General features: G+C 40.3%; 27 protein-coding genes, 1 tRNA gene, 1 pseudogene and 1 riboswitch. Of the genes and pseudogenes, 14 read left to right on the top strand and 15 right to left on the bottom strand.

Annotation, left to right across the window (positions count from 1 at the left end; translation table 11 throughout):
- Positions 1-187, top strand: a 187-nt coding sequence (locus O3636_RS09850; protein ID WP_371642931.1) for an LPXTG cell wall anchor domain-containing protein, incomplete at its 5' end; no start/stop codon positions are given.
- Between the two features lie 95 nt (positions 188-282).
- Positions 283-507 (top strand): annotated as a pseudogene (locus O3636_RS09845) (NUDIX hydrolase); the annotation flags it as partial.
- Here the strand turns inward: O3636_RS09845 and O3636_RS09840 are convergent.
- From O3636_RS09840 to coaB, 5 genes are all read right to left on the bottom strand, one after another.
- The gene (locus O3636_RS09840; protein ID WP_371642929.1) at positions 504-1,019 is read right to left on the bottom strand and encodes a transcription repressor NadR; all 516 of its coding nucleotides are present in this window, start codon (positions 1,017-1,019) and stop codon (positions 504-506) included. The pseudogene O3636_RS09845 and the gene O3636_RS09840 sit on opposite strands and share 4 nt — an antisense overlap.
- A gap of 11 nt (positions 1,020-1,030) precedes the next feature.
- Entirely contained in the window at positions 1,031-1,558 is a 528-nt protein-coding gene (locus O3636_RS09835) for an ECF transporter S component (protein ID WP_001097392.1), read from the bottom strand.
- Positions 1,559-1,732: 174 nt separating this feature from the next.
- On the bottom strand, positions 1,733-2,296 hold the full coding sequence (locus tag O3636_RS09830; protein WP_000747412.1) for an ECF transporter S component: 564 nt from the start codon (positions 2,294-2,296) through the stop codon (positions 1,733-1,735).
- A complete protein-coding gene (coaC, locus tag O3636_RS09825; RefSeq protein ID WP_371642927.1) occupies positions 2,280-2,831 on the bottom strand; it encodes a phosphopantothenoylcysteine decarboxylase in 552 nt (183 codons plus the stop codon). The genes O3636_RS09830 and coaC overlap by 17 nt, the downstream gene beginning before the upstream one ends.
- Before the next feature lie 11 nt (positions 2,832-2,842).
- Positions 2,843-3,532 carry a phosphopantothenate--cysteine ligase gene (coaB, locus tag O3636_RS09820; protein WP_371642924.1) on the bottom strand — a complete coding sequence of 230 codons (690 nt, stop codon included), beginning with the start codon at positions 3,530-3,532 and terminating at the stop codon, positions 2,843-2,845.
- 229 nt (positions 3,533-3,761) lie between these two features.
- Between coaB and O3636_RS09815 the strand changes: the two genes are divergently transcribed.
- From O3636_RS09815 to radC, 3 genes are all read left to right on the top strand, one after another.
- Positions 3,762-5,432 carry a formate--tetrahydrofolate ligase gene (locus O3636_RS09815; RefSeq protein ID WP_261067805.1) on the top strand — a complete coding sequence of 557 codons (1,671 nt, stop codon included), beginning with the start codon at positions 3,762-3,764 and terminating at the stop codon, positions 5,430-5,432.
- Between the two features lie 268 nt (positions 5,433-5,700).
- Positions 5,701-7,992 carry a DNA helicase PcrA gene (gene pcrA / locus O3636_RS09810; protein ID WP_371642922.1) on the top strand — a complete coding sequence of 764 codons (2,292 nt, stop codon included), beginning with the start codon at positions 5,701-5,703 and terminating at the stop codon, positions 7,990-7,992.
- 42 nt (positions 7,993-8,034) lie between these two features.
- Positions 8,035-8,715 (top strand): DNA repair protein RadC, encoded by a 681-nt coding sequence (radC, locus tag O3636_RS09805; protein ID WP_000286926.1) that lies wholly within the window; start codon positions 8,035-8,037, stop codon positions 8,713-8,715.
- On the opposite strand, the gene O3636_RS09800 is transcribed toward radC, so the two are convergent.
- The 7 genes from O3636_RS09800 to O3636_RS09770 all read right to left on the bottom strand — a co-directional run bounded on the left by O3636_RS09800 (position 8,712) and on the right by O3636_RS09770 (position 13,484).
- On the bottom strand, positions 8,712-9,401 hold the full coding sequence (locus tag O3636_RS09800) for a gamma-glutamyl-gamma-aminobutyrate hydrolase family protein (RefSeq protein WP_000743344.1): 690 nt from the start codon (positions 9,399-9,401) through the stop codon (positions 8,712-8,714). The genes radC and O3636_RS09800 overlap by 4 nt on opposite strands.
- A 17-nt stretch (positions 9,402-9,418) precedes the next feature.
- On the bottom strand, positions 9,419-10,060 hold the full coding sequence (locus O3636_RS09795) for a redox-sensing transcriptional repressor Rex (protein ID WP_000653414.1): 642 nt from the start codon (positions 10,058-10,060) through the stop codon (positions 9,419-9,421).
- An 82-nt stretch (positions 10,061-10,142) separates the two neighbouring features.
- Complete coding sequence (locus O3636_RS09790) at positions 10,143-10,358, bottom strand: DUF4649 family protein (protein WP_000462492.1); 216 nt, start codon at positions 10,356-10,358, stop codon at positions 10,143-10,145.
- Positions 10,359-10,365: 7 nt separating this feature from the next.
- Positions 10,366-10,713 carry a DUF1831 domain-containing protein gene (locus tag O3636_RS09785; protein WP_000863540.1) on the bottom strand — a complete coding sequence of 116 codons (348 nt, stop codon included), beginning with the start codon at positions 10,711-10,713 and terminating at the stop codon, positions 10,366-10,368.
- A 4-nt stretch (positions 10,714-10,717) separates the two neighbouring features.
- On the bottom strand, positions 10,718-11,833 hold the full coding sequence (locus O3636_RS09780; protein WP_371642920.1) for a cysteine desulfurase family protein: 1,116 nt from the start codon (positions 11,831-11,833) through the stop codon (positions 10,718-10,720).
- Positions 11,834-11,842: 9 nt separating this feature from the next.
- Positions 11,843-12,802, bottom strand: a complete 960-nt coding sequence (locus O3636_RS09775; protein WP_001283822.1) for a ribose-phosphate diphosphokinase — start codon at positions 12,800-12,802, stop codon at positions 11,843-11,845.
- Positions 12,803-12,914: 112 nt separating this feature from the next.
- Entirely contained in the window at positions 12,915-13,484 is a 570-nt protein-coding gene (locus tag O3636_RS09770) for a CYTH domain-containing protein (protein WP_371642918.1), read from the bottom strand.
- 128 nt (positions 13,485-13,612) lie between these two features.
- Here O3636_RS09770 and O3636_RS09765 point away from each other — a divergent pair, with 128 nt between their 5' ends.
- From O3636_RS09765 to pta, 4 genes are read left to right on the top strand one after another with little or no spacing between them, the layout of a single operon-like run.
- Positions 13,613-14,284: a GTP pyrophosphokinase family protein gene (locus O3636_RS09765; protein WP_060805291.1), complete on the top strand. Its 672-nt coding sequence runs from the start codon at positions 13,613-13,615 to the stop codon at positions 14,282-14,284.
- Positions 14,268-15,086, top strand: a complete 819-nt coding sequence (locus O3636_RS09760; protein ID WP_261037851.1) for an NAD kinase — start codon at positions 14,268-14,270, stop codon at positions 15,084-15,086. The genes O3636_RS09765 and O3636_RS09760 overlap by 17 nt, the downstream gene beginning before the upstream one ends.
- A complete protein-coding gene (locus O3636_RS09755) occupies positions 15,083-15,979 on the top strand; it encodes an RluA family pseudouridine synthase (RefSeq protein ID WP_371642915.1) in 897 nt (298 codons plus the stop codon). The genes O3636_RS09760 and O3636_RS09755 overlap by 4 nt, the downstream gene beginning before the upstream one ends.
- Positions 15,980-16,022: 43 nt before the next feature.
- Positions 16,023-16,997: a phosphate acetyltransferase gene (gene pta / locus O3636_RS09750; protein WP_000451580.1), complete on the top strand. Its 975-nt coding sequence runs from the start codon at positions 16,023-16,025 to the stop codon at positions 16,995-16,997.
- Between the two features lie 139 nt (positions 16,998-17,136).
- Here pta and pepT read toward each other — a convergent pair whose 3' ends face one another.
- On the bottom strand, positions 17,137-18,360 hold the full coding sequence (gene pepT / locus O3636_RS09745; protein WP_371642913.1) for a peptidase T: 1,224 nt from the start codon (positions 18,358-18,360) through the stop codon (positions 17,137-17,139).
- Positions 18,361-18,513: 153 nt separating this feature from the next.
- On the opposite strand from pepT, the gene hemH reads away from it, so the two are divergent.
- Positions 18,514-19,608 carry a ferrochelatase gene (gene hemH, locus O3636_RS09740; protein ID WP_371642911.1) on the top strand — a complete coding sequence of 365 codons (1,095 nt, stop codon included), beginning with the start codon at positions 18,514-18,516 and terminating at the stop codon, positions 19,606-19,608.
- A 40-nt stretch (positions 19,609-19,648) separates the two neighbouring features.
- Here the strand turns inward: hemH and mscL are convergent, their stop codons facing one another.
- Positions 19,649-20,029 (bottom strand): large conductance mechanosensitive channel protein MscL, encoded by a 381-nt coding sequence (gene mscL, locus O3636_RS09735; RefSeq protein WP_049534060.1) that lies wholly within the window; start codon positions 20,027-20,029, stop codon positions 19,649-19,651.
- Between the two features lie 81 nt (positions 20,030-20,110).
- Positions 20,111-20,542, bottom strand: a complete 432-nt coding sequence (locus O3636_RS09730; RefSeq protein ID WP_153196914.1) for a GtrA family protein — start codon at positions 20,540-20,542, stop codon at positions 20,111-20,113.
- A gap of 28 nt (positions 20,543-20,570) precedes the next feature.
- A riboswitch (PreQ1 riboswitch) is annotated at positions 20,571-20,668 on the top strand.
- On the opposite strand from O3636_RS09730, the gene O3636_RS09725 reads away from it, so the two are divergent.
- The 4 genes from O3636_RS09725 (at position 20,666) to dapA (ending at position 23,795) form a co-directional block, all read left to right on the top strand.
- Complete coding sequence (locus tag O3636_RS09725; protein WP_000737072.1) at positions 20,666-21,175, top strand: QueT transporter family protein; 510 nt, start codon at positions 20,666-20,668, stop codon at positions 21,173-21,175. (Overlaps the previous riboswitch by 3 nt.)
- 99 nt (positions 21,176-21,274) lie before the next feature.
- Positions 21,275-21,347: transfer RNA gene (locus O3636_RS09720), tRNA-Thr, on the top strand.
- A 379-nt stretch (positions 21,348-21,726) separates the two neighbouring features.
- Positions 21,727-22,803 carry an aspartate-semialdehyde dehydrogenase gene (locus O3636_RS09715; RefSeq protein ID WP_153196918.1) on the top strand — a complete coding sequence of 359 codons (1,077 nt, stop codon included), beginning with the start codon at positions 21,727-21,729 and terminating at the stop codon, positions 22,801-22,803.
- A gap of 56 nt (positions 22,804-22,859) precedes the next feature.
- Entirely contained in the window at positions 22,860-23,795 is a 936-nt protein-coding gene (dapA, locus tag O3636_RS09710) for a 4-hydroxy-tetrahydrodipicolinate synthase (RefSeq protein WP_153196920.1), read from the top strand.
- Positions 23,796-23,801 lie beyond the last annotated feature (6 nt).

The raw sequence follows: 23,801 nt of genomic DNA, 5'->3' as shown, positions 1-23,801 counted from the left end.
AGGTGAAGCAGCAATTCGAGGCGTCCACAACAATGGAGACCTAGAAGCGCTTAAGACCGCAGCGAAAGCATTACCTAATACTGGTACAGTAAAATCAACATTAGCTATTCCAGTTGCAATTACAAGTGCTTTACTTAGTTTAGGTCTTGTAGGAGGACGTCGTCGTAAAGAGAATGAAGAAATTTAATCAGTATATTTACTTGCTAAAATGGCTAGCAAATTTGTAAGAGTCGAATAATTATCTAAAACCTCCAGGTTAGTGAATTAAATCATAGTTTCTAATCTGGAGGTTTTTATAGTTCAATTATCTATAAAATGACCGAGTTTACTGGAACTCTTCAATCTTCAGAAGAGGGAGAAGTTTCTTGGGTGCAAAAAGACCAGATTCCAAACTTGGATCTGGCCTATGATATGTTGCCTTTAATGGAAATGATGGAAGCTCCGGACAAATCTGAATTTTTCTACCCTCGCCGTACAGAAGATGATTGGGAGAAGAAAATCTTCTAGTCTTTTACTAAATAACCTAGCTGATCCAAGGCCTCCTCGATATAGTGGAGGTCTTGTTGTGTTTCGGCTTCGACTAGGTGGTAATGGATGCCATCTGTTAATTCAGACAGAGGTCTAAAGTCAGAATGCTCGACTTGTTCTAGAAAATGTTGCACATCTCTGCGACAAGACAGTTTAAGCAAGGTTTCGATTTCTCCATAAACGGGATGGTCAATCAAGGTATTTTGAACACGTCCACCATTATCAACGATAGCAAGGAGTTCTTGACCGATTTCTTCAACTTCATGTTTAACTTTGAAAAGTTTGTGGACGTATGGATTGACATCAACTTGCTTATAGACGTAGCCACGATTGGTGGATAGGATAGGAGCGCCATCGGCTCTTAAAATTGCAATGTCCTGCACAATGACCTGACGTGTGACATGAAAATGTTCCGCCAAACTTTGGCCATTGAGGGCTTTAGGAGTTTCTTTCAAGAGTTGGAGCAGGGCTTGTTTACGATCTTTTGTCATAGCTTTTCCTTTTAACGGCGTTTTCGAAGCACTTTATAGACAGCTAGTGCTAATGTATAGTCTACCATACTATGGATAATTGTGCCAAATCCAACTAGCACAAAGAGAACATAAAACATATTTTCTACATTGGTACCGGAAGTTGCATAAAAAATGACACAAGCTAATACTTCAGCAAGGGCATGGACAAGCGCTAACACAAAGTTGAAAATCCAGGAAGCTTTTGGTTTATCTAGGGTATCGGGGAATTTTTGTAGGTAAAGAGCCCCCAAAGTCCCAAAAAAGATATGGGAAAAAGCTCGAAAAACGATAACCATGGGATAGCCTGCCATCAAAAATCCAAAACTAGAGGCTAGGATGACAAAAACTGCCATCAAGGGCGACAAGAACATGGCGATAAAAATAGCGATGTGGCTCCCTAGAGTGTAAGAAGCAGGAGGAATGACAATTTTAAAAGGCATAACAATTGGAATCAAAATTGCAATAGCCGTTAAGAGGGCAGTCATTGTCATAAATTGTGTCTTTTTTCGTGTATTCATAAGAATCTCCTTTTTGACTGTATATACACTAGTATAGTACAACAAACAAGACAATAAATCAAGGATTTACTTAAGTCTATAGGCCATTTTAAATTAAATTTTGGTAAAGATTTCACTAAAAAGAAACTGTATAGAGCAAAATCTCCACCTTCAAGCTTGAAAGTGGAGATGTTTTTATTTCTTCAATGTTTGTAGTCTTGGGACAATAGCTAGGGTTAGAACTGCGGAAATGACTAATTCGGCAATCGAATTTGTTGAGATAACAGTTGCTAGGAGTTTTTGGATATTACCATCAAAGACATTTCCAAAAAGGTAGAAAATTCCACCAAGTACAAAGACTGTATTGGTAAGTGAACCAAGGGCACCAGCTAAAATCAGACCAGTCTTGTTTTTCATTAGTTTATAGACTAGATACGGAGTTAAACCAATCAAAATACGTGGGACGATGGCAATGATAGCTGAGTAGATGTTTCCGTTTGGTACAAATGGTGAGAAGAGATAGCTTGTAGGTAGAATAGTAATCGTATTAACTGTCAAGCTAAGAAGCCCCATCAAAAATCCAAGTGTAACCCCAACTCGTGGACCGTAGATAATGCTGGCAATAATGACAGGAATATGAACAATGGTCGGTTTGATTGGAAATGGAAAAAGGTTAAAGATAAGTGAGCTCAGAAAGTGTATCACGAGCATGGTTGCAAAAAAGATAGCAATAGGTGCAATATTAGAGCGTTTTTTCATCGAGAGTTTCCTTTATTCTTTCTAAAATAATTGTGAGGTCAGCTAAGGCTCCTCGTCCGTGGTCTCCACAAGCTAGTAGAGATTCCTTAGGAGCAATCAGCTGATAGCCGTAGGTTTCTAATGTTTTCAGATTAGCCTGAGTTGCTGGATGGTCATACATTTTTGTATTCATAGCAGGAGCTATTAGTTTAGGAATATGACTGGGCAAGGCTAGAGCCGTACAGGTTACCATGTTGTCCGCAAAGCCGTGGGCTAGTTTTGCAATAGTGTTAGCTGTTGCAGGGGCTACAATAAATAGATCTGCTTTTTTGCCAAGTTCAATATGATTAACCTGATCGGGATAGGGTTCTTTCATGACATCCAAGTGGACGTAATTATGTGAGAGTACCTGTAGTGTCAAAGGTTGGATAAACTCTGTAGCAGCCTGGGTCATTAAGACTGTGATCTGATGACCTTGTTTTTTTAGAGAACTGACTAAATCTGCCGACTTGTAAGAGGCGATTGACCCAGTTACAGCCAAGAGAATGTTTGCCATAGCTTTCCTTTCTAAGAATGATAGGCTTGAATTTTTTCAAGGAGGAGTTTTGCAATTTCTTCTTTAGTCTGAACTGTTTGAAGCTGATCTTTCTCAACAAAGATAGCTCTGTGCTGATTTACTGATATTTGAGTTAGGTCATTTGCTATGATTAAGTCTGCTTGGTTCTTGATAAGACTTTTTCGGGCAATTTCGATGAGATAATCTTCAGAAACATCAACCAGCAGTTTGAAACCAATCAGATGAATAGCAGGATTCCATTCCTTGACTAGAGAGATGATTTTGGGAGTCTTTTTTAGGAACAAGACCTGAACCTCATCAGTTGAAGAAATCTTAGCTTGATGATTCTGCTTGTTTAAAAATTCTTCTAGATTGGAGCTAGCCTGAACTTCCTCAAGCCCTGTCATATAAACAGGAGTGTAGTCAGAAACAGCCATTGAGTGGATTAAGACCTGATAATCCTGAACCCGTTCTTTCATTTCAAGAAAAAGGTCATTCGTGTCTTTAATTTCTCTAATACTTAGGTTGGGATGGGCTTCTGGCTTCACAGCTCGTTTTGTCGTCATTAAACAAACTTCATGCCCTGCAGCAAGCAAGGTTTCAGTGATGATTTTGCCCAAGCGACCTGTAGAATGGTTAGTGATAGAGCGGACGCTATCGATAGATTCACTGGTACCGCCCGATGTAACTAAAATTTTCATAGCACTATTGTACACAAAAATAAACGGTAAGTAAAATGAAAGCGATAAATTTTTGGTAAAAACGAAGATTAACTATAGTTTCAAACTATAAAGCCATATAAAATTTAAGAAAGGACTCTAAAAACCTTAAAAACAGGGATATTTACGAACGTTTAGAGAGTTTTTGGATGTTAAAAATCTTGTTTTGTGTTATAATGAATTATCATATAAGAGGTTAGAGGAGTTTTGAATGAAAACAGATATTGAAATCGCACAGAGTATTGAGTTGAAGCCAATCGTTGATGTTGTAGAGAAACTTGGTATTTCTTACGATGATTTGGAGTTGTATGGAAAGTACAAGGCTAAGCTCAGTTTTGATAAAATTCGTGCAGTTGAGAGCAATCCAGTTGGGAAATTGATTCTGGTTACTGCCATCAACCCAACACCTGCAGGTGAAGGAAAATCAACTATTACCATTGGTCTAGCGGATGCCTTGAATAAGATTGGCAAGAAAACCATGATTGCTATTCGCGAACCATCTCTTGGTCCAGTAATGGGAATTAAGGGTGGTGCGGCAGGTGGTGGTTATGCACAAGTTCTGCCAATGGAAGATATTAATCTCCACTTCACTGGAGACATGCATGCTATCACAACTGCCAACAATGCTCTTTCTGCCTTGATTGACAACCACTTGCACCAAGGAAATGAGTTGAGAATTGATCAACGTCGTATCCTCTGGAAACGCGTTGTGGACTTGAATGATCGCGCCCTTCGTCATGTGACAGTTGGACTTGGTGGTCCTTTAAATGGTATCCCACGTGAGGATGGCTTTGACATTACCGTTGCTTCCGAAATCATGGCGATTCTTTGCTTGGCAACAGATATCGAGGACTTGAAACGCCGTTTGGCTAATATTGTTATCGGTTATCGCTATGACCGTACACCTGTTTCTGTAGGTGATTTGCAGGTTGAAGGTGCCTTGGCTTTGATTTTGAAGGATGCTATTAAGCCGAACCTGGTTCAGACAATTTACGGTACACCTGCCTTTGTACATGGCGGTCCATTTGCCAATATCGCTCACGGATGTAATTCAGTCTTGGCAACTACAACAGCCCTTCACTTGGCAGATTATACAGTTACAGAAGCTGGTTTTGGTGCAGACCTTGGTGCTGAGAAATTCCTTGATATTAAGACACCAAACTTGCCAACATCTCCAGATGCAGTAGTTATTGTTGCAACCCTTCGTGCCCTTAAGATGAATGGTGGTGTGGCTAAAGACGCTTTGACTGAAGAAAACGTAGAAGCTGTTCGTGTCGGTTTTGCCAACTTGAAACGCCATGTTGAAAATATCCGTAAGTTCGGTATTCCAGCAGTTGTGGCTATTAACGAATTTGTATCTGATACAGAAGCTGAAATTGCAGCCTTGAAAGAACTCTGTGCTTCTATTAATGTGCCAGTTGAACTAGCAAGTGTCTGGGCTGATGGTGCAGAAGGTGGAGTAGCTCTTGCTGAAACGGTTGTCAAGACTATCGCTGAAAACCTATCTAACTATAAACGTTTGTATGATAATGACCTTTCTGTCCAAGAAAAGATTGAAAAGATTGTTACTGAAATCTACCGTGGTAGCAAAGTGAACTTTGAGAAGAAAGCTCAAACACAAATCACCCAAATCGTTCAAAACGGTTGGGACAAATTGCCAATCTGTATGGCTAAAACTCAATACAGTTTCTCAGATAATCCAAATGCACTTGGAGCACCTGAAAACTTTGAAATTACCATTCGTGAATTGGTACCAAAATTAGGTGCAGGCTTTATCGTTGCCTTAACTGGTGATGTCATGACCATGCCAGGACTTCCAAAACGACCAGCAGCCCTCAACATGGATGTTGAAAGCGATGGAACAGTGTTAGGTTTGTTCTAGTATATTGCAATTGACTTTATACTCTTCGAAAATCAAATTCAAACCACGTCAGCTTCACCTTGCCGTACTCAAGTACAGCCTGCGGCTAGCTTCCTAGTTTGCACTTCGATTTTCATTGAGTAAAAAATGAGTTTGGAAATACTATCCAAGCTCATTTTTTTATCTAGATATAAGGAGTTGCCTTCTACACGTAACCAGTCTAGGTAAAGATATTTTCCCTGAATTCTGATATAATAGAAATATTGACTTCAAGAGTAAGGAAGAGAAGATGAACGCATTATTAAATGGAATGAATGACCGTCAGGCTGAGGCGGTGCAAACGACAGAAGGGCCCTTGTTGATCATGGCGGGGGCTGGTTCTGGAAAGACCAGAGTTTTGACCCACCGCATTGCTTATCTGATTGATGAAAAGCTGGTCAATCCGTGGAATATCTTGGCTATTACCTTTACAAATAAGGCTGCGCGTGAGATGAAAGAGCGTGCTTATAGCCTCAATCCAGCCACTCAGGACTGTCTGATTGCGACCTTCCACTCCATGTGTGTGCGTATTTTGCGTCGTGATGCGGATCATATTGGCTACAATCGTAATTTTACAATTGTCGATCCTGGTGAACAACGAACTCTCATGAAACGCATTCTCAAGCAGTTGAACTTGGATCCTAAAAAATGGAATGAACGAACTATTTTGGGAACCATTTCCAATGCTAAGAATGATTTGATTGATGATGTTGCCTATGCTGCTCAGGCTGGCGATATGTATACGCAAATAGTGGCCCAGTGTTACACTGCTTACCAAAAAGAGCTTCGTCAGTCGGAGTCGGTTGACTTTGATGATTTGATTATGCTGACCTTGCGTCTCTTTGATCAAAATCCTGATGTCTTGACCTACTACCAGCAGAAATTTCAGTACATCCATGTTGATGAGTACCAAGATACCAACCACGCCCAGTACCAACTGGTCAAACTCTTAGCGTCTCGCTTTAAAAATATCTGTGTGGTTGGGGATGCGGACCAGTCTATCTACGGCTGGCGTGGTGCTGATATGCAGAATATTTTGGACTTTGAAAAGGATTACCCCCAAGCCAAGGTTGTTTTGTTGGAGGAGAATTACCGCTCAACTAAAACCATTCTCCAAGCGGCCAACGAGGTCATTAAAAACAATAAAAACCGCCGTCCTAAGAATCTCTGGACCCAGAATGCGGATGGAGAACAAATCGTTTACTATCGTGCCAATGATGAACTAGATGAGGCTGTATTTGTAGCCAGAACCATCGATGAACTTGGTCGCAGTCAAAACTTCCTTCACAAGGATTTTGCAGTTCTCTATCGGACTAATGCGCAGTCCCGTACTATTGAGGAAGCCCTGCTCAAGTCCAATATCCCTTATACCATGGTTGGCGGAACCAAGTTCTACAGCCGTAAGGAAATCCGAGATATTATCGCTTACCTCAACCTCATTGCCAATTTGAGTGACAATATCAGTTTTGAGCGTATTATCAACGAGCCTAAACGTGGAATTGGGCCAGGTACAGTTGAGAAAATCCGTGATTTTGCAAATTTGCAAAATATGTCTATGTTGGATGCTTCAGCCAATATCATGTTGTCTGGTATCAAGGGTAAAGCAGCCCAGTCTATATGGGATTTTGCCAGTATGATTCTGGATTTGCGGGAGCAACTGGACCAATTAACTATTACAGAGTTGGTTGAGGCTATTCTAGAAAAAACAGGTTACGTTGATATTCTTAATGCCCAAGCAACTCTAGAAAGCAAGGCTCGGGTTGAAAATATCGAAGAGTTCCTTTCTGTGACGAAAAACTTTGATGACACCTCTGATGTGGCAGAAGAAGAAATTGGTCTGGACAAACTGAGTCGTTTCTTAAATGACTTGGCCTTGATTGCCGACACAGATTCAGGTAGTCAGGAGACATCAGAAGTGACCTTGATGACCCTGCATGCTGCCAAAGGTCTCGAGTTTCCAGTTGTCTTTTTGATTGGGATGGAAGAAAATGTCTTTCCGCTTAGCCGTGCAGCTGAAGATCAAGATGAATTGGAAGAAGAACGCCGTCTGGCCTATGTAGGAATTACGCGTGCAGAGAAAATTCTCTATCTGACCAATGCCAACTCACGCCTGCTTTTTGGTCGTACCAACTACAATCGTCCGACTCGTTTTATTAACGAAATCAGTTCAGACTTGCTTGAGTATAAAGGATTGGCTCGTCCAGCAAATTCAAGCTTTAAAGCATCTTATAGCAGTGGCGGCCTTGCCTTTGGTCAAGGTATGAGTTTGGCTCAAGCTCTTCAAGACCGTAAACGCAGTGCTGCCCCAAGAACTATTCAATCAAGCAGTCTCCCATTTGGTCAATTTACAGCTGGAGCAAAATCAGCTTCTAGCGAGACAAATTGGTCTATTGGTGATATTGCCCTCCACAAGAAGTGGGGAGAGGGAACTGTTCTGGAAGTCTCAGGTAGCGGTGCTACTCAGGAATTAAAAATCAATTTCCCAGAAGTAGGTTTGAAAAAACTTTTAGCCAGTGTGGCTCCAATTGAGAAAAAAATCTAATTTTCCATCCTTCTCACGAATAATAAAGTGAGGAGGATTTTTATGTATAGTATTTCATTCCAAGAAGATTCACTATTACCAAGAGAAAGACTGGCCAAGGAAGGAGTTGAAGCGCTCAGTAATCAAGAGTTGCTAGCTATTTTACTCAGGACAGGAACACGTCAAGCTAGCGTTTTTGAAATTGCCCAGAAAGTCTTGAGCAATCTTTCAAGCCTAACGGATTTGAAAAAAATGACCCTGCAGGAATTGCAGAGTCTGTCTGGTATCGGCCGTGTTAAGGCCATAGAATTACAAGCTATGATTGAACTGGGCCATCGTATTCACAAGCATGAGACTATTGAGATGGAAAGTATTCTCAGCAGTCAAAAGTTGGCCAAGAAGATGCAACAGGAATTGGGGGATAAAAAACAAGAGCACCTGGTGGCGCTCTATCTCAATACTCAAAATCAAATCATCCATCAACAGACCATTTTTATCGGTTCTGCAACTCGTAGTATCGCTGAACCGCGAGAGATCCTTCACTATGCTATCAAGCATATGGCGACTTCTCTCATCTTGGTTCACAATCATCCTTCAGGAGCGGTAGCGCCCAGTCGAAATGATGATCATGTCACTAAACTTGTTAAAGAAGCCTGCGATCTGATGGGAATTGTCCTCTTGGACCATTTGATTGTCTCACATTCTAGTTACTTTAGTTACCGTGAAAAAACAGATTTAATCTAAAGTTCATTAACGACATAGTCAAAGAGGTTTTTATCTTTGGGACGATTTTCAAATAGAAATTCTGGGTGCCACTGGACACCGAGAAAGGCAACATCATCCGTACTCATGACAGCCTCAATGATACCATCTTTAGGATCATGAGCCGCAATCTTTAAATTTGGTGCTAAATCCTTAATGCTCTGATGGTGGAAGGAGTTGATATGGGAGATTTCTCCATAGATTTCTCGAAGAACAGTATCAGGTTCTGTCACCAAGCGTTGAGTTGTGTACTCAGCAGAACAATCCTGCCAATGGTCTTCGATATCTTGGTACAAAGTTCCACCCATGGCAACGTTAAAGAGTTGAGTTCCACGGCAGACAGAAAAAATTGGCTTTTTCTGTTTAATAGCTTCCTTGATGAGGGCCAGTTCAAAGATATCCCTTTGAAGGTGGAAGTCATCGCTATCGATCGCTTTTGGTTCACCATAGAATTTTGGATCAACATTTTGCCCACCTGTCAAGATGAGCTTGTCAATCATACTGATATAGTGGCAGGCCATTTCTTGATTACCAATCGGTAGGATGATGGGAATCCCTCCAGCGTCTTTAACGCCTTCAACAAAGCCTTTTGCTGCGTAGCTCATCATGATGTCATCATCTGGATGAGTTTTTTCGTTTCCTGTAATCCCTATAACTGGTTTTTTCATAAAATGATTTTCGCTTTCTAATCCTCTTTTCGCATGAAATAGAGGAGGGTTTGGAGTTCACTTGTCAAATCGACATACTGAACGACCACGTCTTTTGGTAAATGCAGATGGACTGGTGAAAAACTGAGAATTCCTTTCACGCCAGCATCCACCAAGAGATTAGCGACCTCTTGTGATTTAACGCTGGGAACGGTCAGGATAGCAGTCTTGACATCGGCATCCTTGATTTTATCCTTGATTTGAGAAATTCCGTAAATGGGAATCCCATCAGGAGTTTGGCTACCAACTTCAGGATGGTCATCAAGGTCAAAGGCCATGATAATCTTCATCTTGTTACGTTCGTGGAAGCGGTAGTGGAGAAGGGCATGGCCCATATTTCCAATACCAACCAGCATGACATTGGTGATAGAGTTATCATTGAGTAAATCGGCAAAAAATGTCATCAGTTTTTTGACATCATAGCCAAAACCACGACGACCTAGTTCACCAAAATAGGAAAAATCACGACGTACGGTCGCTGAATCAATACCGATAGCCTCTGCAATTTGTTTAGAGTTGGCACGTTCAATCTTTTCTGCATGAAATCTCTTAAAAATTCGATAGTAGAGAGAGAGTCTTTTTGCTGTAGCTTTTGGAATAGCAGACTGTTTATCTTTCACAAAATCACAACCTTTCTATTCTTCTATTTTATAGAAACATTGTGAAAAAATCAACAAAAACAAGAAAAAACTAAGAAAAATCTTAGTTTTGATGTAAAAAATCTGCATGTGATAGAAAACGGTAGAGGTCTCCGACCAGACCCTGATAAACTTTCTGGCCATTAAAAGTCAGAGAAGTTACATAAAGTGTATCTGGCAGGGTCACACATCCTGACAAAGCCAGCATGAGTGCCTCATAATCTTCATACTTGAGAGTCCGCTCTACATGATAGCTGTCTTTATAGGTCAGTTCAAACATATGGGACCTATCTTTCAGATTTTGTAAAGACACCACGTTCTACTAAGCTATCCATGAGGAAGTAGAATTTTTCCTGATGAATGTGGTGGTCTTCTGATTTGAAAATATCAACTAGACGAAGGCCAAACTTGTCAGTGATATTGATTTTAGCCCCTGTAAGTTCCTTGTTAATAATGATTTTGAGTTGGAAGCCCTCACCGCTGTTTGGCACTTTTTCCAAAAGGCGGGTTAGTTCGTAGTTACCAACCTTTGTTTCAAAAAAAGTGTTGTCCTTGAGGGTAAATTTTTTAACAGAAGGGCTAAGAGTGTAGTCGTAACGACAATTTTTTAACTGAATGGTTTTTTCAAATGCCATATGGCTAACCTCCGATAATTTCTTTTAAGGTTTTTGCGAGGGTTTGTAGTTCTTCAACAGTATTTTGTGGCGACAAACTGATACGAACGGATTCCTTCAAGCGTTCTGAATTTGCCCCGTACATGGCTTCGAGAACATGGCTGGATTGGACAATGCCTGCCGTACAGGCTGAGCCAGTAGAGATTGAAATTCCAGCTAAATCTAGACGAAGGAGTAAGAGGTCATTTTTCTGACCAGGAAATCCAATATTGAGAACATAAGGGAGATGATGTTGTCCTCTATTCAGGTAATACTGAATTCCTTCTAGCTCTGCAAGAAAGGCAGTCTCTAGATTTTGTACATGTTGAAAATGTTCTTCTTGTTTTTCGAGGTCTTCTTTTAGGGCTGCAACCATACCCACGATGGCAGCCAGATTTTCAGTGCCTGCACGTTTTTTCTGTTCTTGGTCTCCCCCATGGAGATAGGAATCAAAGTCCATGCTAGATACGTAGAGAAAGCCGATTCCCTTAGGACCATGGAATTTATGGGCAGAAGCAGTGAGAAAATCAATGCCCAATTTTTCTGGGTGTATAGGGATTTTACCAATAGCCTGAACTGCATCGACATGATAGGCGGCTGGGTGTTGCTTGAGTATTTGGCCAATTTCAGCAATGGGCAGTAGGTTTCCCGTCTCATTATTGGCAAACATGGTAGAAACCAAAATCGTATCGTCACGTAAGGCCTTTTGAATTTGTTGGGCTGTGATTTCTTGATTTTCTGGTTGGATAATGGTTACTTCAAACCCAAAGTTTTGAACCAAGTAATCAATGGTTTCAAGGACGGCATGGTGCTCAATGGCAGTTGTGATGATATGTTTTCCTTGTTCTTGGTGACGAAGGCAGTAGCCAATGATGGCAGTATTGTTTCCTTCAGTCCCACCAGAAGTGAAAAAGATATGTTGAGGTTTTGTCCCCAGTAACTGGGCTAGTTCCTGACGGGCTTCTCTCAAGAGTTTGCCAGCTTGACGACCATGACCATGAATACTAGATGGATTGCCATGGGTTTCTTGCATAACCTTGGTCATAGCTGAAATAGCAACTGCTGACATAGGAGTCGTTGCAGCATTGTCCAAATAAATCAAAGAATCACCTTATTTCTTTTTGTTGTAGGCAAAGAGTGGGCTGACTGGTTTTCTTTCGTGGATACGGACGATAGCATCACCAATTAACTCACTAGCAGTGATGTAGCATACGTTTTTAGGAGTTTTTTCTTTTGTTGCTACTGAATCAGTCACAAGAATTTCTTTAATCTTAGTATTGTCAAGAAGTTCAGCAGCTCCTTCGACGAAGAGACCATGACTAGAAACAGCATAAATTTCTGTAGCTCCTTCACGTTCAACGATTTTAGCAGCTTCAGAGAAGGTACGTCCGGTATTAAGAATATCATCAATCAAGATGGCTTTCTTACCTTCAACATCACCAATAATATAACCTTCGTTACGAGTTGCATCGTCTTGAGGGTAATCGATAATGGCGATAGGAGCATCAAGATATTCAGCCAGGCTACGAGCACGTTTTACACCTGAATTTTTAGGGCTAACAACGACAACATCTGACCCAAGGAGCCCCTTATCGCAGTAATGTTTTGCAAATAGAGGAACTGTATAGAGGTTGTCAACAGGAATATCAAAGAATCCTTGCACCTGAACAGCATGCAAATCAAGGGTAAGGACACGATCAACTCCAGCCTTAACCAGCATATTAGCAACCAGTTTAGCTGTAAGTGGCTCACGTGGTGAAGCAATGCGGTCTTGACGTGCATAGCCAAAATATGGAAGGACAACGTTGATACTGTGGGCACTTGCGCGAACACAAGCGTCAACCATGATCAACAATTCCATTAGGTGGTTGTTAACAGGGAAACTTGTAGACTGGATGATGTAAACATCATAACCACGGACACTTTCTTCGATATTCACTTGGATTTCTCCGTCTGAAAATTGACGTGATGATAGTTTTCCAAGCGGTACACCAACAGCTTGAGCAATTTTCTGTGCAATCTCTTGGTTAGAGTTGAGTGCGAAAAGTTTCATGTTTTTTCTATCTGACATTATAGACCGTCCTCTGTAAACTTTTTAAATCCTAGTGATATTTGCCTTACCTATATGAACTGGGATTTGTGTATTTTTATCTTTTCTATTTTACCAAAAAATGGAGATTATTTCAGCTATTTTTCATGCTTTTGACAAATCGTACCAATTTTGAAGGAGCTTTTTGATAAGAAATCTGATTTTCCTCTAAAAATTGCTGGAAATCTTGTTTCCCTTGCTCGTGATTTTCCACTTCAAGCTCTAATTCGTAATCTGTCATATCAAAGTACTGACTCTCATCCAGTGCCATGAGACCAATAGCTGTTTGCATTTCATAGCGAAGTGTCGTTAGACAACCAAGGATCTGCCATTCACTTGTTTTAATACCATGTTTCGCCAATTCATCTAATACTAGCCCTTGAGGAAGTTCTTTCTTGCTCAGATAGTTTTCAGCATCTTTTAGTTGTAATTTTTGATTGTATTCCATGTTTCCAATACTTTGTGGGACTTTGAGTGTCAATTCTGCCCAGTCTTCAAAGGTTCGAATGCGCATAGCAACTTTCTTTTCTCGCAGTTCAAAATCAGGTGTGTCGATGTAGTAATTTTTTTGAAGAACAGGAGTGACACCTGTGAACTGGTCTTTTAGACGATCATATTCATCTTTTTTCAAGAGTGTTTTCAATTCAATTTCTAAATGTTTCATTTTTCTTACCTTTTCTTTATCGTTGAAAGCGGATTTATGGTATAATAAGCATTGTATTTATTGTATATGAATCTGGAGAAAAAATCAAAGATATTTTTGAAGGATAACATGAGAACAAGGGAGAATATATGACCTTAGAATGGGAAGAATTTCTAGATCCTTACATTCAAGCTGTTGGTGAGTTAAAGATTAAACTACGTGGTATTCGGAAGCAATATCGTAAGCAAAATAAGCATTCTCCTATTGAGTTTGTGACTGGTAGAGTCAAGCCGATTGAAAGTATCAAGGAAAAAATGGCTCGGCGTGGTATTACTTATGCAACCTTGGAACACGATTTGCAGGATATTGCTGGTTTGCGTGTGATGGTCCAGTTTGTAGATGACGTCAAGGAAGTAGTGGAAATTTTGCACAAGCGTCAGGATATGCGAATCATACAGGAGCGAGATTACATTACTCATCGAAAAGCATCAGGCTACCGTTCCTATCACGTGGTAGTAGAATATACGGTTGATACTGTCAATGGTGCCAAGACCATTTTGGCGGAAATTCAAATTCGTACCTTGGCCATGAATTTCTGGGCAACGATAGAACATTCTCTCAACTACAAGTACCAAGGGGATTTCCCAGAGGAGATAAAGAAGAGACTGGAAATTACTGCCAAAATTGCCCATCAGTTGGATGAAGAAATGGGTAAAATTCGTGATGATATCCAAGAAGCCCAGGCTCTTTTTGATCCTTTGAGTAGAAAATTAAATGACGGTGTAGGAAACAGTGACGATACAGATGAAGAATACAGGTAAACGAATTGATCTGATAGCTAATAGAAAACCGCAGAGTCAAAGGGTTTTGTATGAATTGCGAGATCGTTTGAAGAGAAATCAGTTTATACTCAATGATACCAATCCGGATATTGTCATCTCCATTGGTGGGGATGGCATGCTCTTGTCGGCTTTTCATAAGTACGAAAATCAACTTGATAAGGTCCGCTTTATCGGTGTTCATACTGGACATTTGGGCTTCTATACGGACTACCGTGATTTTGAGTTGGACAAGCTAGTGACTAATTTGCAGCTAGATACCGGAGCTAAGGTTTCTTACCCTGTTCTGAATGTGAAGGTCTTTCTTGGAAATGGTGAAGTTAAGATTTTTAGAGCACTAAATGAAGCTAGTATCCGAAGGTCGGATCGAACAATGGTAGCAGATATTGTAATCAATGGTGTTCCCTTTGAACGTTTTCGAGGAGACGGGGTGACAGTGTCAACCCCGACTGGTAGTACAGCCTATAACAAGTCGCTCGGTGGAGCTGTTTTACACCCTACCATTGAGGCTCTGCAGTTGACAGAAATTGCCAGCCTTAACAATCGTGTTTATCGTACGCTGGGTTCATCTATTATTGTTCCTAAGAAGGATAAGATTGAACTCATTCCAACGAGAAACGATTATCATACTATTTCGGTTGACAATAGCGTTTATTCCTTCCGCAATATTGAGCGAATTGAGTATCAAATCGACCATCATAAGATTCACTTTGTCGCCTCACCGAGCCATACCAGTTTTTGGAACCGCGTTAAGGATGCTTTTATTGGCGAGGTGGACGAATGAGGTTTGAATTTATCGCAGATGAACATGTCAAGGTTAAGACCTTCTTAAAAAAGCACGAGGTTTCTAAGGGACTTCTGGCCAAGATTAAGTTTCGAGGCGGAGCTATTCTGGTCAATGACCAACCTCAAAATGCAACTTATCTATTGGATATTGGAGACCGAGTTATCATCGATATTCCCGCCGAGGAAGGCTTTGAAACTCTGGAAGCAATCGAGCGCCCACTGGATATTCTCTATGAGGATGACCATTTTCTAGTCTTGAATAAATCCTATGGAGTTGCTTCTATTCCTAGTGTTAACCACTCCAATACCATTGCCAATTTTATCAAGGGTTACTACGTCAAGCAAAATTATGAAAATCAGCAGGTTCACATTGTGACTAGACTTGATAGAGATACTTCTGGCTTGATGCTCTTTGCCAAGCACGGCTATGCCCATGCACGATTAGACAAGCAGTTGCAGAAAAAGTCTATTGAAAAGCGCTACTTTGCTTTGGTTAAAGGAGATGGATATTTGGAGCCGGAGGGAGAAATTATTGCTCCGATTGCGCGTGATGAAGACTCCATTATCACCAGAAGAGTGGCTAAAGGTGGAAAGTATGCCCATACTTCTTACAAGATTGTCGCTTCCTATGGGAATATTCATTTGGTAGATATTCGTCTGCATACTGGTCGAACCCACCAAATCCGAGTCCATTTTTCTCATATTGGTTTTCCTTTGTTGGGCGATGACTTGTACGGAGGTAGTCTGGACGATGGCATTCAACGTCAGGCCCTGCATTGCCATTACCTATCCTTTTATCATCCATTTTTAGAGCAAGACTGGCAGTTAGAAAGTCCCTTGCCGGATGATTTCAGTAACCTTATTACCCAGTTATCAACTAATACTCTATAAAAACTGATTCAGAGTATAATTATTATTTTAAAGGAGAAAACTCATGGAAGTTTTTGAAAGTCTCAAAGCCAACTTGGTTGGTAAAAATGCTCGTATCGTTCTCCCTGAAGGGGAAGAGCCTCGTATTCTTCAAGCGACTAAACGCTTGGTAAAAGAAACAGAAGTGATTCCTGTTTTGCTTGGAAATCCTGAAAAAATTAAAATTTATCTTGAAATTGAAGGGATCATGGATGGTTATGAAGTCATTGACCCTCAACATTATCCTCAATTTGAAGAAATGGTTGCTGCCTTGGTAGAGCGTCGCAAGGGCAAAATGTCTGAAGAAGATGCACGTAAGGTTTTGGTTGAAGATGTCAATTACTTTGGTGTTATGTTGGTTTACTTGGGCTTGGTTGATGGAATGGTATCTGGAGCTATTCACTCAACAGCTTCAACAGTTCGTCCAGCCCTTCAAATCATCAAAACTCGTCCAAATGTAACTCGTACTTCAGGAGCCTTCCTCATGGTTCGTGGTACGGAACGTTACCTGTTTGGAGACTGTGCTATCAATATCAATCCTGATGCAGAAGCCTTGGCTGAAATTGCCATCAACTCAGCTATCACAGCTAAGATGTTTGGCATCGAGCCTAAAATTGCTATGCTAAGCTATTCTACTAAAGGTTCAGGGTTTGGTGAAAGCGTTGACAAGGTGGTAGAAGCTACTAAAATTGCTCACGACTTGCGCCCTGACCTTGAAATTGATGGTGAGTTGCAATTTGATGCGGCCTTTGTTCCAGAAACTGCAGCTCTGAAAGCTCCTGGAAGTACGGTAGCTGGTCAAGCAAATGTCTTCATCTTCCCAGGTATCGAAGCAGGAAATATTGGCTACAAGATGGCCGAACGTCTTGGTGGTTTTGCAGCTGTAGGACCTGTTTTGCAAGGTTTGAACAAACCAGTTAACGACCTTTCTCGTGGATGTAATGCAGATGATGTTTACAAGTTGACCCTCATCACAGCTGCCCAAGCAGTTCATCAATAAAGAGAAGTGCTACTAAATAATTCGTATTTATAATCAAAAAACGCACAGTATCAGGAGCTGAAACCTTGATACTATGCGTTTTATTGTGTGAAGATTTACTTCATTTTCTCTTAAAATTGAGTTTTTGCCCAGCCTATTTTTAGTCTTTATAAGCTACGATACCAATGATGGTATCAACTGCACGTTCCATAGTCTGAAGGCTAACGTATTCAAAACGTCCGTGCATATTTTCTCCTCCCGCAAAGATATTAGGGGTTGGGATTCCCATAAAGGAAATCTTAGAGCCGTCTGTCCCTCCACGGATTGGTTCGATTATAGGAGTGATCCCCAAATCTTCCATAACGGCTTTAGCAATGGTAATTGGAGTCATATCTTTTTCAATAACTTCTTTCATATTGTAGTACTGATCTGTCAAGTTTAAAGTGACGCGGTCGCTACCGAGTTCTTGATTCATCTTATCAGCGATAGATTGCATGGCTGCTTTACGCGCTTCAAAGGCATCTTTTTCAAAATCACGAATGATGTAGCTTGCACGCGCCTCTTCGACACTACCTGTCACATCCATAAGATGATAGAAACCTTGGTAGCCATCAGTTAATTCAGGTCGGTCATTCTCTGGAAGTTGATTATGAAAATCAATTGCTAGCTGAAGGGCGTTGACCATCTGACCTTTGGCAGTACCAGGGTGGACATTGCGTCCTTGGAAATGCAATTCAGCACCCGCTGCTGAAAAGGTCTCGTACTGAAGTTCTCCTAGTGGACCACCATCAACAGTGTAGGCAAAATCCACATCAAAATCTTCTGCATCAAATTTATTAGCACCAACACCGATTTCCTCATCTGGACCAAAACCAACACGAATCTCACAGTGATTGATTTCAGGATGGGTAGTCAGATATTCAATAGCTGTCATAATTTCAGCAATACCAGACTTATCATCGGCACCTAGCAAGGTTGTTCCATCGGTTGTGATGAGCGTTTGTCCTGGATATTTCTCCAGACTCTTAAAGTCAGCTGGATCTAATTTAAAACCAGAATTCCCTAGTTCAATCACACCACCATCGTAGTTTTCAATTACCTGTGGATTGACTCCTTCAGCATTAAAATCAGCAGTATCCATGTGGGAGATGAAGCCAATTTTACGTGTTAAAGATGGATCATTGGATGGCAAGGTACCAATCGCAAAACCATTAGGAAGGTAGTAGACGTTTTGCAGTCCAACACGCTTCATTTCAGGGATAAGAACATTGGTTGCGAAATCAACCTGACTCTGTGTACTTGGAGTAGTAGTTGAGTGTTCATCAGAGCGCGTGTTGACCTTAACGTAGGTCAAGAAGCGGTCCAAGAGATTGGGGTAAGTCATAAAAAACTCCTTTTGAATTCATTTTTTCCATTGTATCATAGAAAGAAGAGAAAAACAAAAGACAGAAGTTAGGGAAATTCGCTATGTTGGCGTTTACTTATTAATGGATAAATGATAAAATAAATTTGATAAAAATATCACAAGGAAGCGATTATGAAAAAAGCAATTTTAATGATGACTTTCGGTTCGCCAGAAGAGATTACCTTTGAAGGTGTGGCTGATTTTTTCACAAATATTCGTCGTGGAGTGAGACCTCAAGACCACGAGATTCAAACACTCTATGATAATTATGTACTTATTGGAGGTACGCCTCTGCAAAGAATTACCCGTGAAGAGGTTGCCTTAGTAGAAGCTAGGCTAGGAAATGAATATAGTGTCTATTTTGCCAATAAGTTTTCCAGTCCCTTTATTCCAGATGTGATTGGTCAGATGGAAGCAGACGGCATTGAACAGTGTATTTGCTTGATTTTGGAGCCTCATTATTCTTTTTACTCTGTCATGGGCTATGAGAAATTTTTAGAAAGCAAGCAAATTCAATTTTTGATCATTAAGGACTGGTATCAGGAAGAAGCGCTCTTAAACTATTGGGCAGATGAAATTGGTAAAATTTTAAAAGAAGAAGTAAGGAAGGATAGCTTTAAAGTCATCTTTTCAGCCCACAGTGTGCCCATTTTTGCCTTGGATTTTGGTGACCCTTATATTGACCAAATTTTTGAAAATAGCAAGCTAGTCGCTGAAAAACTAGGATTGAGTTCAGAACAATATACTAACACCTGGCAGAGTGAGAGCGATATCGGTATTCCATGGATTAAACCAGATGTTTTGGAGTATCTCAGAGAACAGACAGAACATCCAGACCATTATATTTTTGTTCCTATCAGCTTCATTAGCGAGCATATTGAAGTCTTGTTTGATAATGATGTGGAATGTTATGACTTGTGTCAAGAATTGGGTGTGACCTACCATCGTCCACCAATGCCCAATACGGATTCTCGTTTGATTGATGCCTTGGTTAATACAGTCAGAGCTAATGAACATCAAGAATTTAGAGAATTCTTCCCAGAAGAAGAAACCTTTGATGAGTTAGTCCCTTCAGATGAGACGAAAAATATTTTAGATGAATCACAAGACTTACAAATGCCAGAATTTGTTAAAAAATTGATTGAGAAAAAAGGTCGTGAAAATGTTAAGATGCCATATTTGATCAAGAAAATGCTAGAGAAAGCAGGTAAGTTACCGAAAGAGTAAAGAAAAAGGATTTAGCTTTGTGCTAGATCCTTTTAAACGATTATTTTTTCTCAAGAAGCGCTTTGATTTCTTGAAGTACTTCCAATTCAGTTGGAGCGGCTGAAGCTTCCTCAGCAGCTTCTTCTTTTTTAGTAAGGCTTTGAGCTTTTTCCATAGCTTTAATAACGAAGAAGAGAACAGTACCTACAACAAGGAAGTTGATAATAGCACTCAAGAATTTACCATATGTAACACCATTCCATGCAAGTTCAGCGATGTTTTGTACTTTTGCAGCTTCCAAGGCTGGGTTCAATAGGAGTGGAGTGATGATATCATTAACAAATGAAGTTACGATTGCACCAAAAGCAGAGGCAATGATCACACCGACAGCAAGGTCTACGACATTACCACGAAGCAAAAATGCTTTAAGATCTTTTAACATTTTCATAATTCCTTTACAAAATTTTTACTCTTTATTATATATTAATCAAGAAATGCTTGCAAGCTATATGCTTAAATTTTTTTATTTTTTAAAAATAAATACCTTACTAAAAATGTAATTAAGAATAATTATCAAAAATTGTGCAATAATTGTTTCAATTGCATTTATCTTATCAAGATTTTCATTTACAAATTGCCCTATGATATGAGGGAATTGAGTCACAAACAGAAAAGTAAAGAGCAAATCTAACAGAAAAGTAGAAAGGCGGGCAAGAGAAAATTTCAATAAACGGATAAGTCGATTCTTCCTTGTTTGCTTAAACACGATTGTATCATTTGTGATAAAGGCAAAGAGGATACCGATAATATTTGCTAGTCCAGTAGCAAGAAGTTCCTGATGACTTAGTTGATAAATGATTAGTCGTGAGAGAATCGAAACTAGAGTTGTTGCAAGGCCAAAAAAGAGATAGGCTAAGAGCTCATTCATGAAGAGACTTTGAATGCGTTTTTTCATGCTTTTAGTATAGCATAAAGCAGGCTATTGTGCTATACTAGTAAGGTTGAATGAATCAACCCTTGGTGCTTAGCTTCTTTCACCAAGCATATTTTACGCGGACAATCCGCCAAAGGAGAAATGATGAAAAAATTAACTATTCGTGATGTTGCAGATATTGCAATCGTCGCTGCTATCTACGTCGTTTTGACTGTCACACCGCCTCTAAATGCCATTAGCTATGGTGCTTATCAGTTCCGTATTTCAGAAATGATGAACTTTATGGCTTTTTACAATCCTAAGTACATCATCGGAGTTACAATTGGTTGTATGATTGCTAATTTCTTTAGCTTCGGACTGCTAGATGTCTTTGTTGGTGGTGGATCAACCTTGGTATTCCTCAGTTTAGGTGTTTGGCTTTTTGCAAAATACAGTAAAGACTACCTCTTCAATGGATTAATCAGAAAAGATCATTTTTTCTTTTCAATCCTCTTTTCAATTTCCATGTTTACAATTGCTGCCGAGTTGAATATCGTAGCGCAATTACCATTTTTCCTTACTTGGTTCACAACAGGAATTGGTGAATTTGCTTCATTGATTATTGGTGCGATTATCATTGGTAAAATTGGTCGTCGAATCGATTTAAGCAAATAGAACAGGACAAGCTAGGTAGCCTTTACCTGGCTTTTTCTTATAGAAAATTTCTAAGGAAACTTGACAAGTTTTTCTAACTGTAGTATACTTTTTAGGTAAGCTGATTTAGCTCAGTTGGCAGAGCGCATCCATGGTAAGGATGAGGTCGCCGGTTCAATCCCGGCAATTAGCATGATATTTACAGGGAAACTCTTGAACGCAAGAGTTTTTTCTTATGCTCGCGAGAAAAAATTTTGATTTTTGTATAATAAAAGTCATCCTGCAAAAATTTTTTATTGACAAAACCAAGTATCTCTAGTAATATAGTAGATGCGATGAGTCGATAGGTAGTCTTCGGACTACTATTGAGCATAAGGAGGTCATAACGCAGGAGCGGACCTTGATGAGTTGTGTGAACCTGCTCATCACATGAAGATGCCTCTTAGTCCCTGGTCTAGCGACTGGGGATTTTTATTTTCCAAAAAATGATGAAAAAGCTTTGCAATTCATGGAAAAAGTAGTATAATACATCTATTATAGAAATTTTTAGAAAATTCCGAAAGAGGTTATTTATGGGATATACAGTTGCTGTAGTCGGCGCGACAGGTGCTGTCGGTGCTCAGATGATAAAAATGTTGGAAGAATCAACACTTCCAATCGATAAAATTCGTTTACTTGCTTCTGCACGTTCAGCGGGCAAGACTTTGAAATTTAAAGACCAAGATATTACGATTGAAGAAACGACTGAAACAGCTTTTGAAGGAGTTGATATTGCTCTCTTTTCAGCAGGTGGTTCTACATCAGCTAAGTATGCACCGTACGCAGTTAAAGCTGGAGCGGTAGTAGTTGATAATACATCTTACTTCCGTCAAAATCCAGATGTTCCTTTGGTTGTTCCAGAGGTCAATGCTCACGCACTTGATGCCCACAACGGTATCATTGCTTGCCCTAACTGTTCAACAATCCAAATGATGGTAGCGCTTGAGCCAGTTCGCCAAAAATGGGGCTTGGATCGTATCATTGTTTCAACTTACCAAGCAGTTTCAGGTGCTGGTATGGGAGCGATTCTTGAAACACAACGTGAACTTCGTGAAGTCTTGAATGATGGTGTAAACCCACGTGATTTGCATGCGGAAATTTTGCCTTCAGGTGGTGACAAGAAACATTATCCTATCGCCTTCAATGCTCTTCCACAAATCGATCTTTTCACTGATAATGATTACACATACGAAGAGATGAAGATGACTAAGGAAACTAAGAAAATCATGGAAGATGATAGCATCGCAGTATCTGCAACATGTGTGCGCATTCCAGTCTTGTCAGCTCACTCTGAATCTGTTTACATCGAAACAAAAGAAGTGGCTCCAATCGAAGAAGTGAAAGCAGCTATCGCAGCCTTCCCAGGCGCTGTTCTTGAAGATGATGTAGCTCATCAAATCTATCCGCAAGCCATCAATGCAGTTGGTTCACGTGATACCTTTGTTGGTCGTATCCGTAAAGACTTGGATGCTGAAAAAGGAATTCACATGTGGGTTGTTTCAGATAACCTTCTCAAAGGTGCTGCTTGGAACTCAGTTCAGATTGCAGAAACTCTTCACGAACGTGGATTGGTTCGTCCAACAGCTGAATTGAAATTTGAATTAAAATAGTCATATAATTTAGGAGTTCAGATGAACTCCTTCTTTGAAATAGAGAGGTGTTTCTCATGTCTTATCAAGATTTAAAAGAGTGTAAAATCATCACAGCCTTTATTACCCCCTTCCACGAGGATGGTTCCATCAACTTTGATGCTATTCCAGCCTTGATTGAGCATTTATTGGACCATCATACGGATGGAATTCTTCTTGCCGGTACGACAGCTGAAAGTCCTACCTTGACTCACGATGAAGAGTTGGAGATTTTTACTGCTGTACAAAAAGTTGTTAATGGACGTGTTCCTTTGATTGCGGGTGTAGGTACCAATGATACGCGTGACTCTATCGAGTTTGTCAAAGAAGTCGCAGACTTTGGTGGTTTTGCTGCTGGGCTTGCTATTGTGCCTTACTACAACAAACCTTCTCAAGAAGGAATGTATCAGCACTTTAAGGCCATTGCAGATGCTTCTGACCTACCAATTATTATCTATAACATTCCAGGTCGTGTGGTTGTCGAATTGACTCCAGAAACCATGCTTCGCTTGGCAGATCATCCAAATATTATTGGTGTCAAAGAATGTACGAGTTTGGCAAATATGGCTTACTTGATTGAGCACAAGCCAGAAGAGTTCTTGGTCTATACTGGTGAAGATGGAGATGCTTTCCATGCCATGAACCTTGGTGCGGATGGGGTTATTTCTGTTGCCTCTCATACAAATGGGGATGAGATGCACGAGATGTTTACGGCCATTGCAGAAAGCGATATGAAGAAAGCCGCAGCAATTCAGCGTAAATTCATTCCTAAGGTTAATGCCCTCTTCTCTTATCCAAGTCCTGCTCCAGTTAAGGCCGTTCTTAACTATATGGGATTTGAAGCTGGCCCAACTCGTCTACCTCTTGTTCCAGCACCAGAAGAAGATGCCAAACGTATTATCAAGGTTGTCGTAGATGGCGACTACGAAGCAACTAAGGCAACTGTAACAGGGGTCTTAAGACCAGATTACTAATAAAGA

It is taken from the genome of Streptococcus sp. 27098_8_76 (genome assembly GCF_041432315.1).
Lineage (GTDB): Bacteria > Bacillota > Bacilli > Lactobacillales > Streptococcaceae > Streptococcus.
This window is presented reverse-complemented; position numbering and strand designations above follow the sequence as displayed.

Coding starts and splice junctions, on each gene's coding strand:
- O3636_RS09765 (WP_060805291.1), top strand. CDS start 13,613: ATGACCTTAGAATGGGAAGAATTTCTAGATCCTTACATTCAAGCTGTT.
- O3636_RS09755 (WP_371642915.1), top strand. CDS start 15,083: ATGAGGTTTGAATTTATCGCAGATGAACATGTCAAGGTTAAGACCTTC.
- O3636_RS09800 (WP_000743344.1), bottom strand. CDS start 9,401: ATGAAAAAACCAGTTATAGGGATTACAGGAAACGAAAAAACTCATCCA.
- coaC (WP_371642927.1), bottom strand. CDS start 2,831: ATGGCAAACATTCTCTTGGCTGTAACTGGGTCAATCGCCTCTTACAAG.
- coaB (WP_371642924.1), bottom strand. CDS start 3,532: ATGAAAATTTTAGTTACATCGGGCGGTACCAGTGAATCTATCGATAGC.
- O3636_RS09830 (WP_000747412.1), bottom strand. CDS start 2,296: ATGAAAAAACGCTCTAATATTGCACCTATTGCTATCTTTTTTGCAACC.
- O3636_RS09790 (WP_000462492.1), bottom strand. CDS start 10,358: ATGTTTGAACTGACCTATAAAGACAGCTATCATGTAGAGCGGACTCTC.
- pta (WP_000451580.1), top strand. CDS start 16,023: ATGGAAGTTTTTGAAAGTCTCAAAGCCAACTTGGTTGGTAAAAATGCT.
- O3636_RS09775 (WP_001283822.1), bottom strand. CDS start 12,802: ATGTCAGATAGAAAAAACATGAAACTTTTCGCACTCAACTCTAACCAA.
- O3636_RS09785 (WP_000863540.1), bottom strand. CDS start 10,713: ATGGCATTTGAAAAAACCATTCAGTTAAAAAATTGTCGTTACGACTAC.
- O3636_RS09730 (WP_153196914.1), bottom strand. CDS start 20,542: ATGAAAAAACGCATTCAAAGTCTCTTCATGAATGAGCTCTTAGCCTAT.
- O3636_RS09835 (WP_001097392.1), bottom strand. CDS start 1,558: ATGAATACACGAAAAAAGACACAATTTATGACAATGACTGCCCTCTTA.
- O3636_RS09760 (WP_261037851.1), top strand. CDS start 14,268: ATGAAGAATACAGGTAAACGAATTGATCTGATAGCTAATAGAAAACCG.
- hemH (WP_371642911.1), top strand. CDS start 18,514: ATGAAAAAAGCAATTTTAATGATGACTTTCGGTTCGCCAGAAGAGATT.
- O3636_RS09715 (WP_153196918.1), top strand. CDS start 21,727: ATGGGATATACAGTTGCTGTAGTCGGCGCGACAGGTGCTGTCGGTGCT.
- radC (WP_000286926.1), top strand. CDS start 8,035: ATGTATAGTATTTCATTCCAAGAAGATTCACTATTACCAAGAGAAAGA.
- dapA (WP_153196920.1), top strand. CDS start 22,860: ATGTCTTATCAAGATTTAAAAGAGTGTAAAATCATCACAGCCTTTATT.
- O3636_RS09725 (WP_000737072.1), top strand. CDS start 20,666: ATGAAAAAATTAACTATTCGTGATGTTGCAGATATTGCAATCGTCGCT.
- pepT (WP_371642913.1), bottom strand. CDS start 18,360: ATGACTTACCCCAATCTCTTGGACCGCTTCTTGACCTACGTTAAGGTC.
- mscL (WP_049534060.1), bottom strand. CDS start 20,029: ATGTTAAAAGATCTTAAAGCATTTTTGCTTCGTGGTAATGTCGTAGAC.
- O3636_RS09770 (WP_371642918.1), bottom strand. CDS start 13,484: ATGAAACATTTAGAAATTGAATTGAAAACACTCTTGAAAAAAGATGAA.
- O3636_RS09840 (WP_371642929.1), bottom strand. CDS start 1,019: ATGACAAAAGATCGTAAACAAGCCCTGCTCCAACTCTTGAAAGAAACT.
- O3636_RS09815 (WP_261067805.1), top strand. CDS start 3,762: ATGAAAACAGATATTGAAATCGCACAGAGTATTGAGTTGAAGCCAATC.
- pcrA (WP_371642922.1), top strand. CDS start 5,701: ATGAACGCATTATTAAATGGAATGAATGACCGTCAGGCTGAGGCGGTG.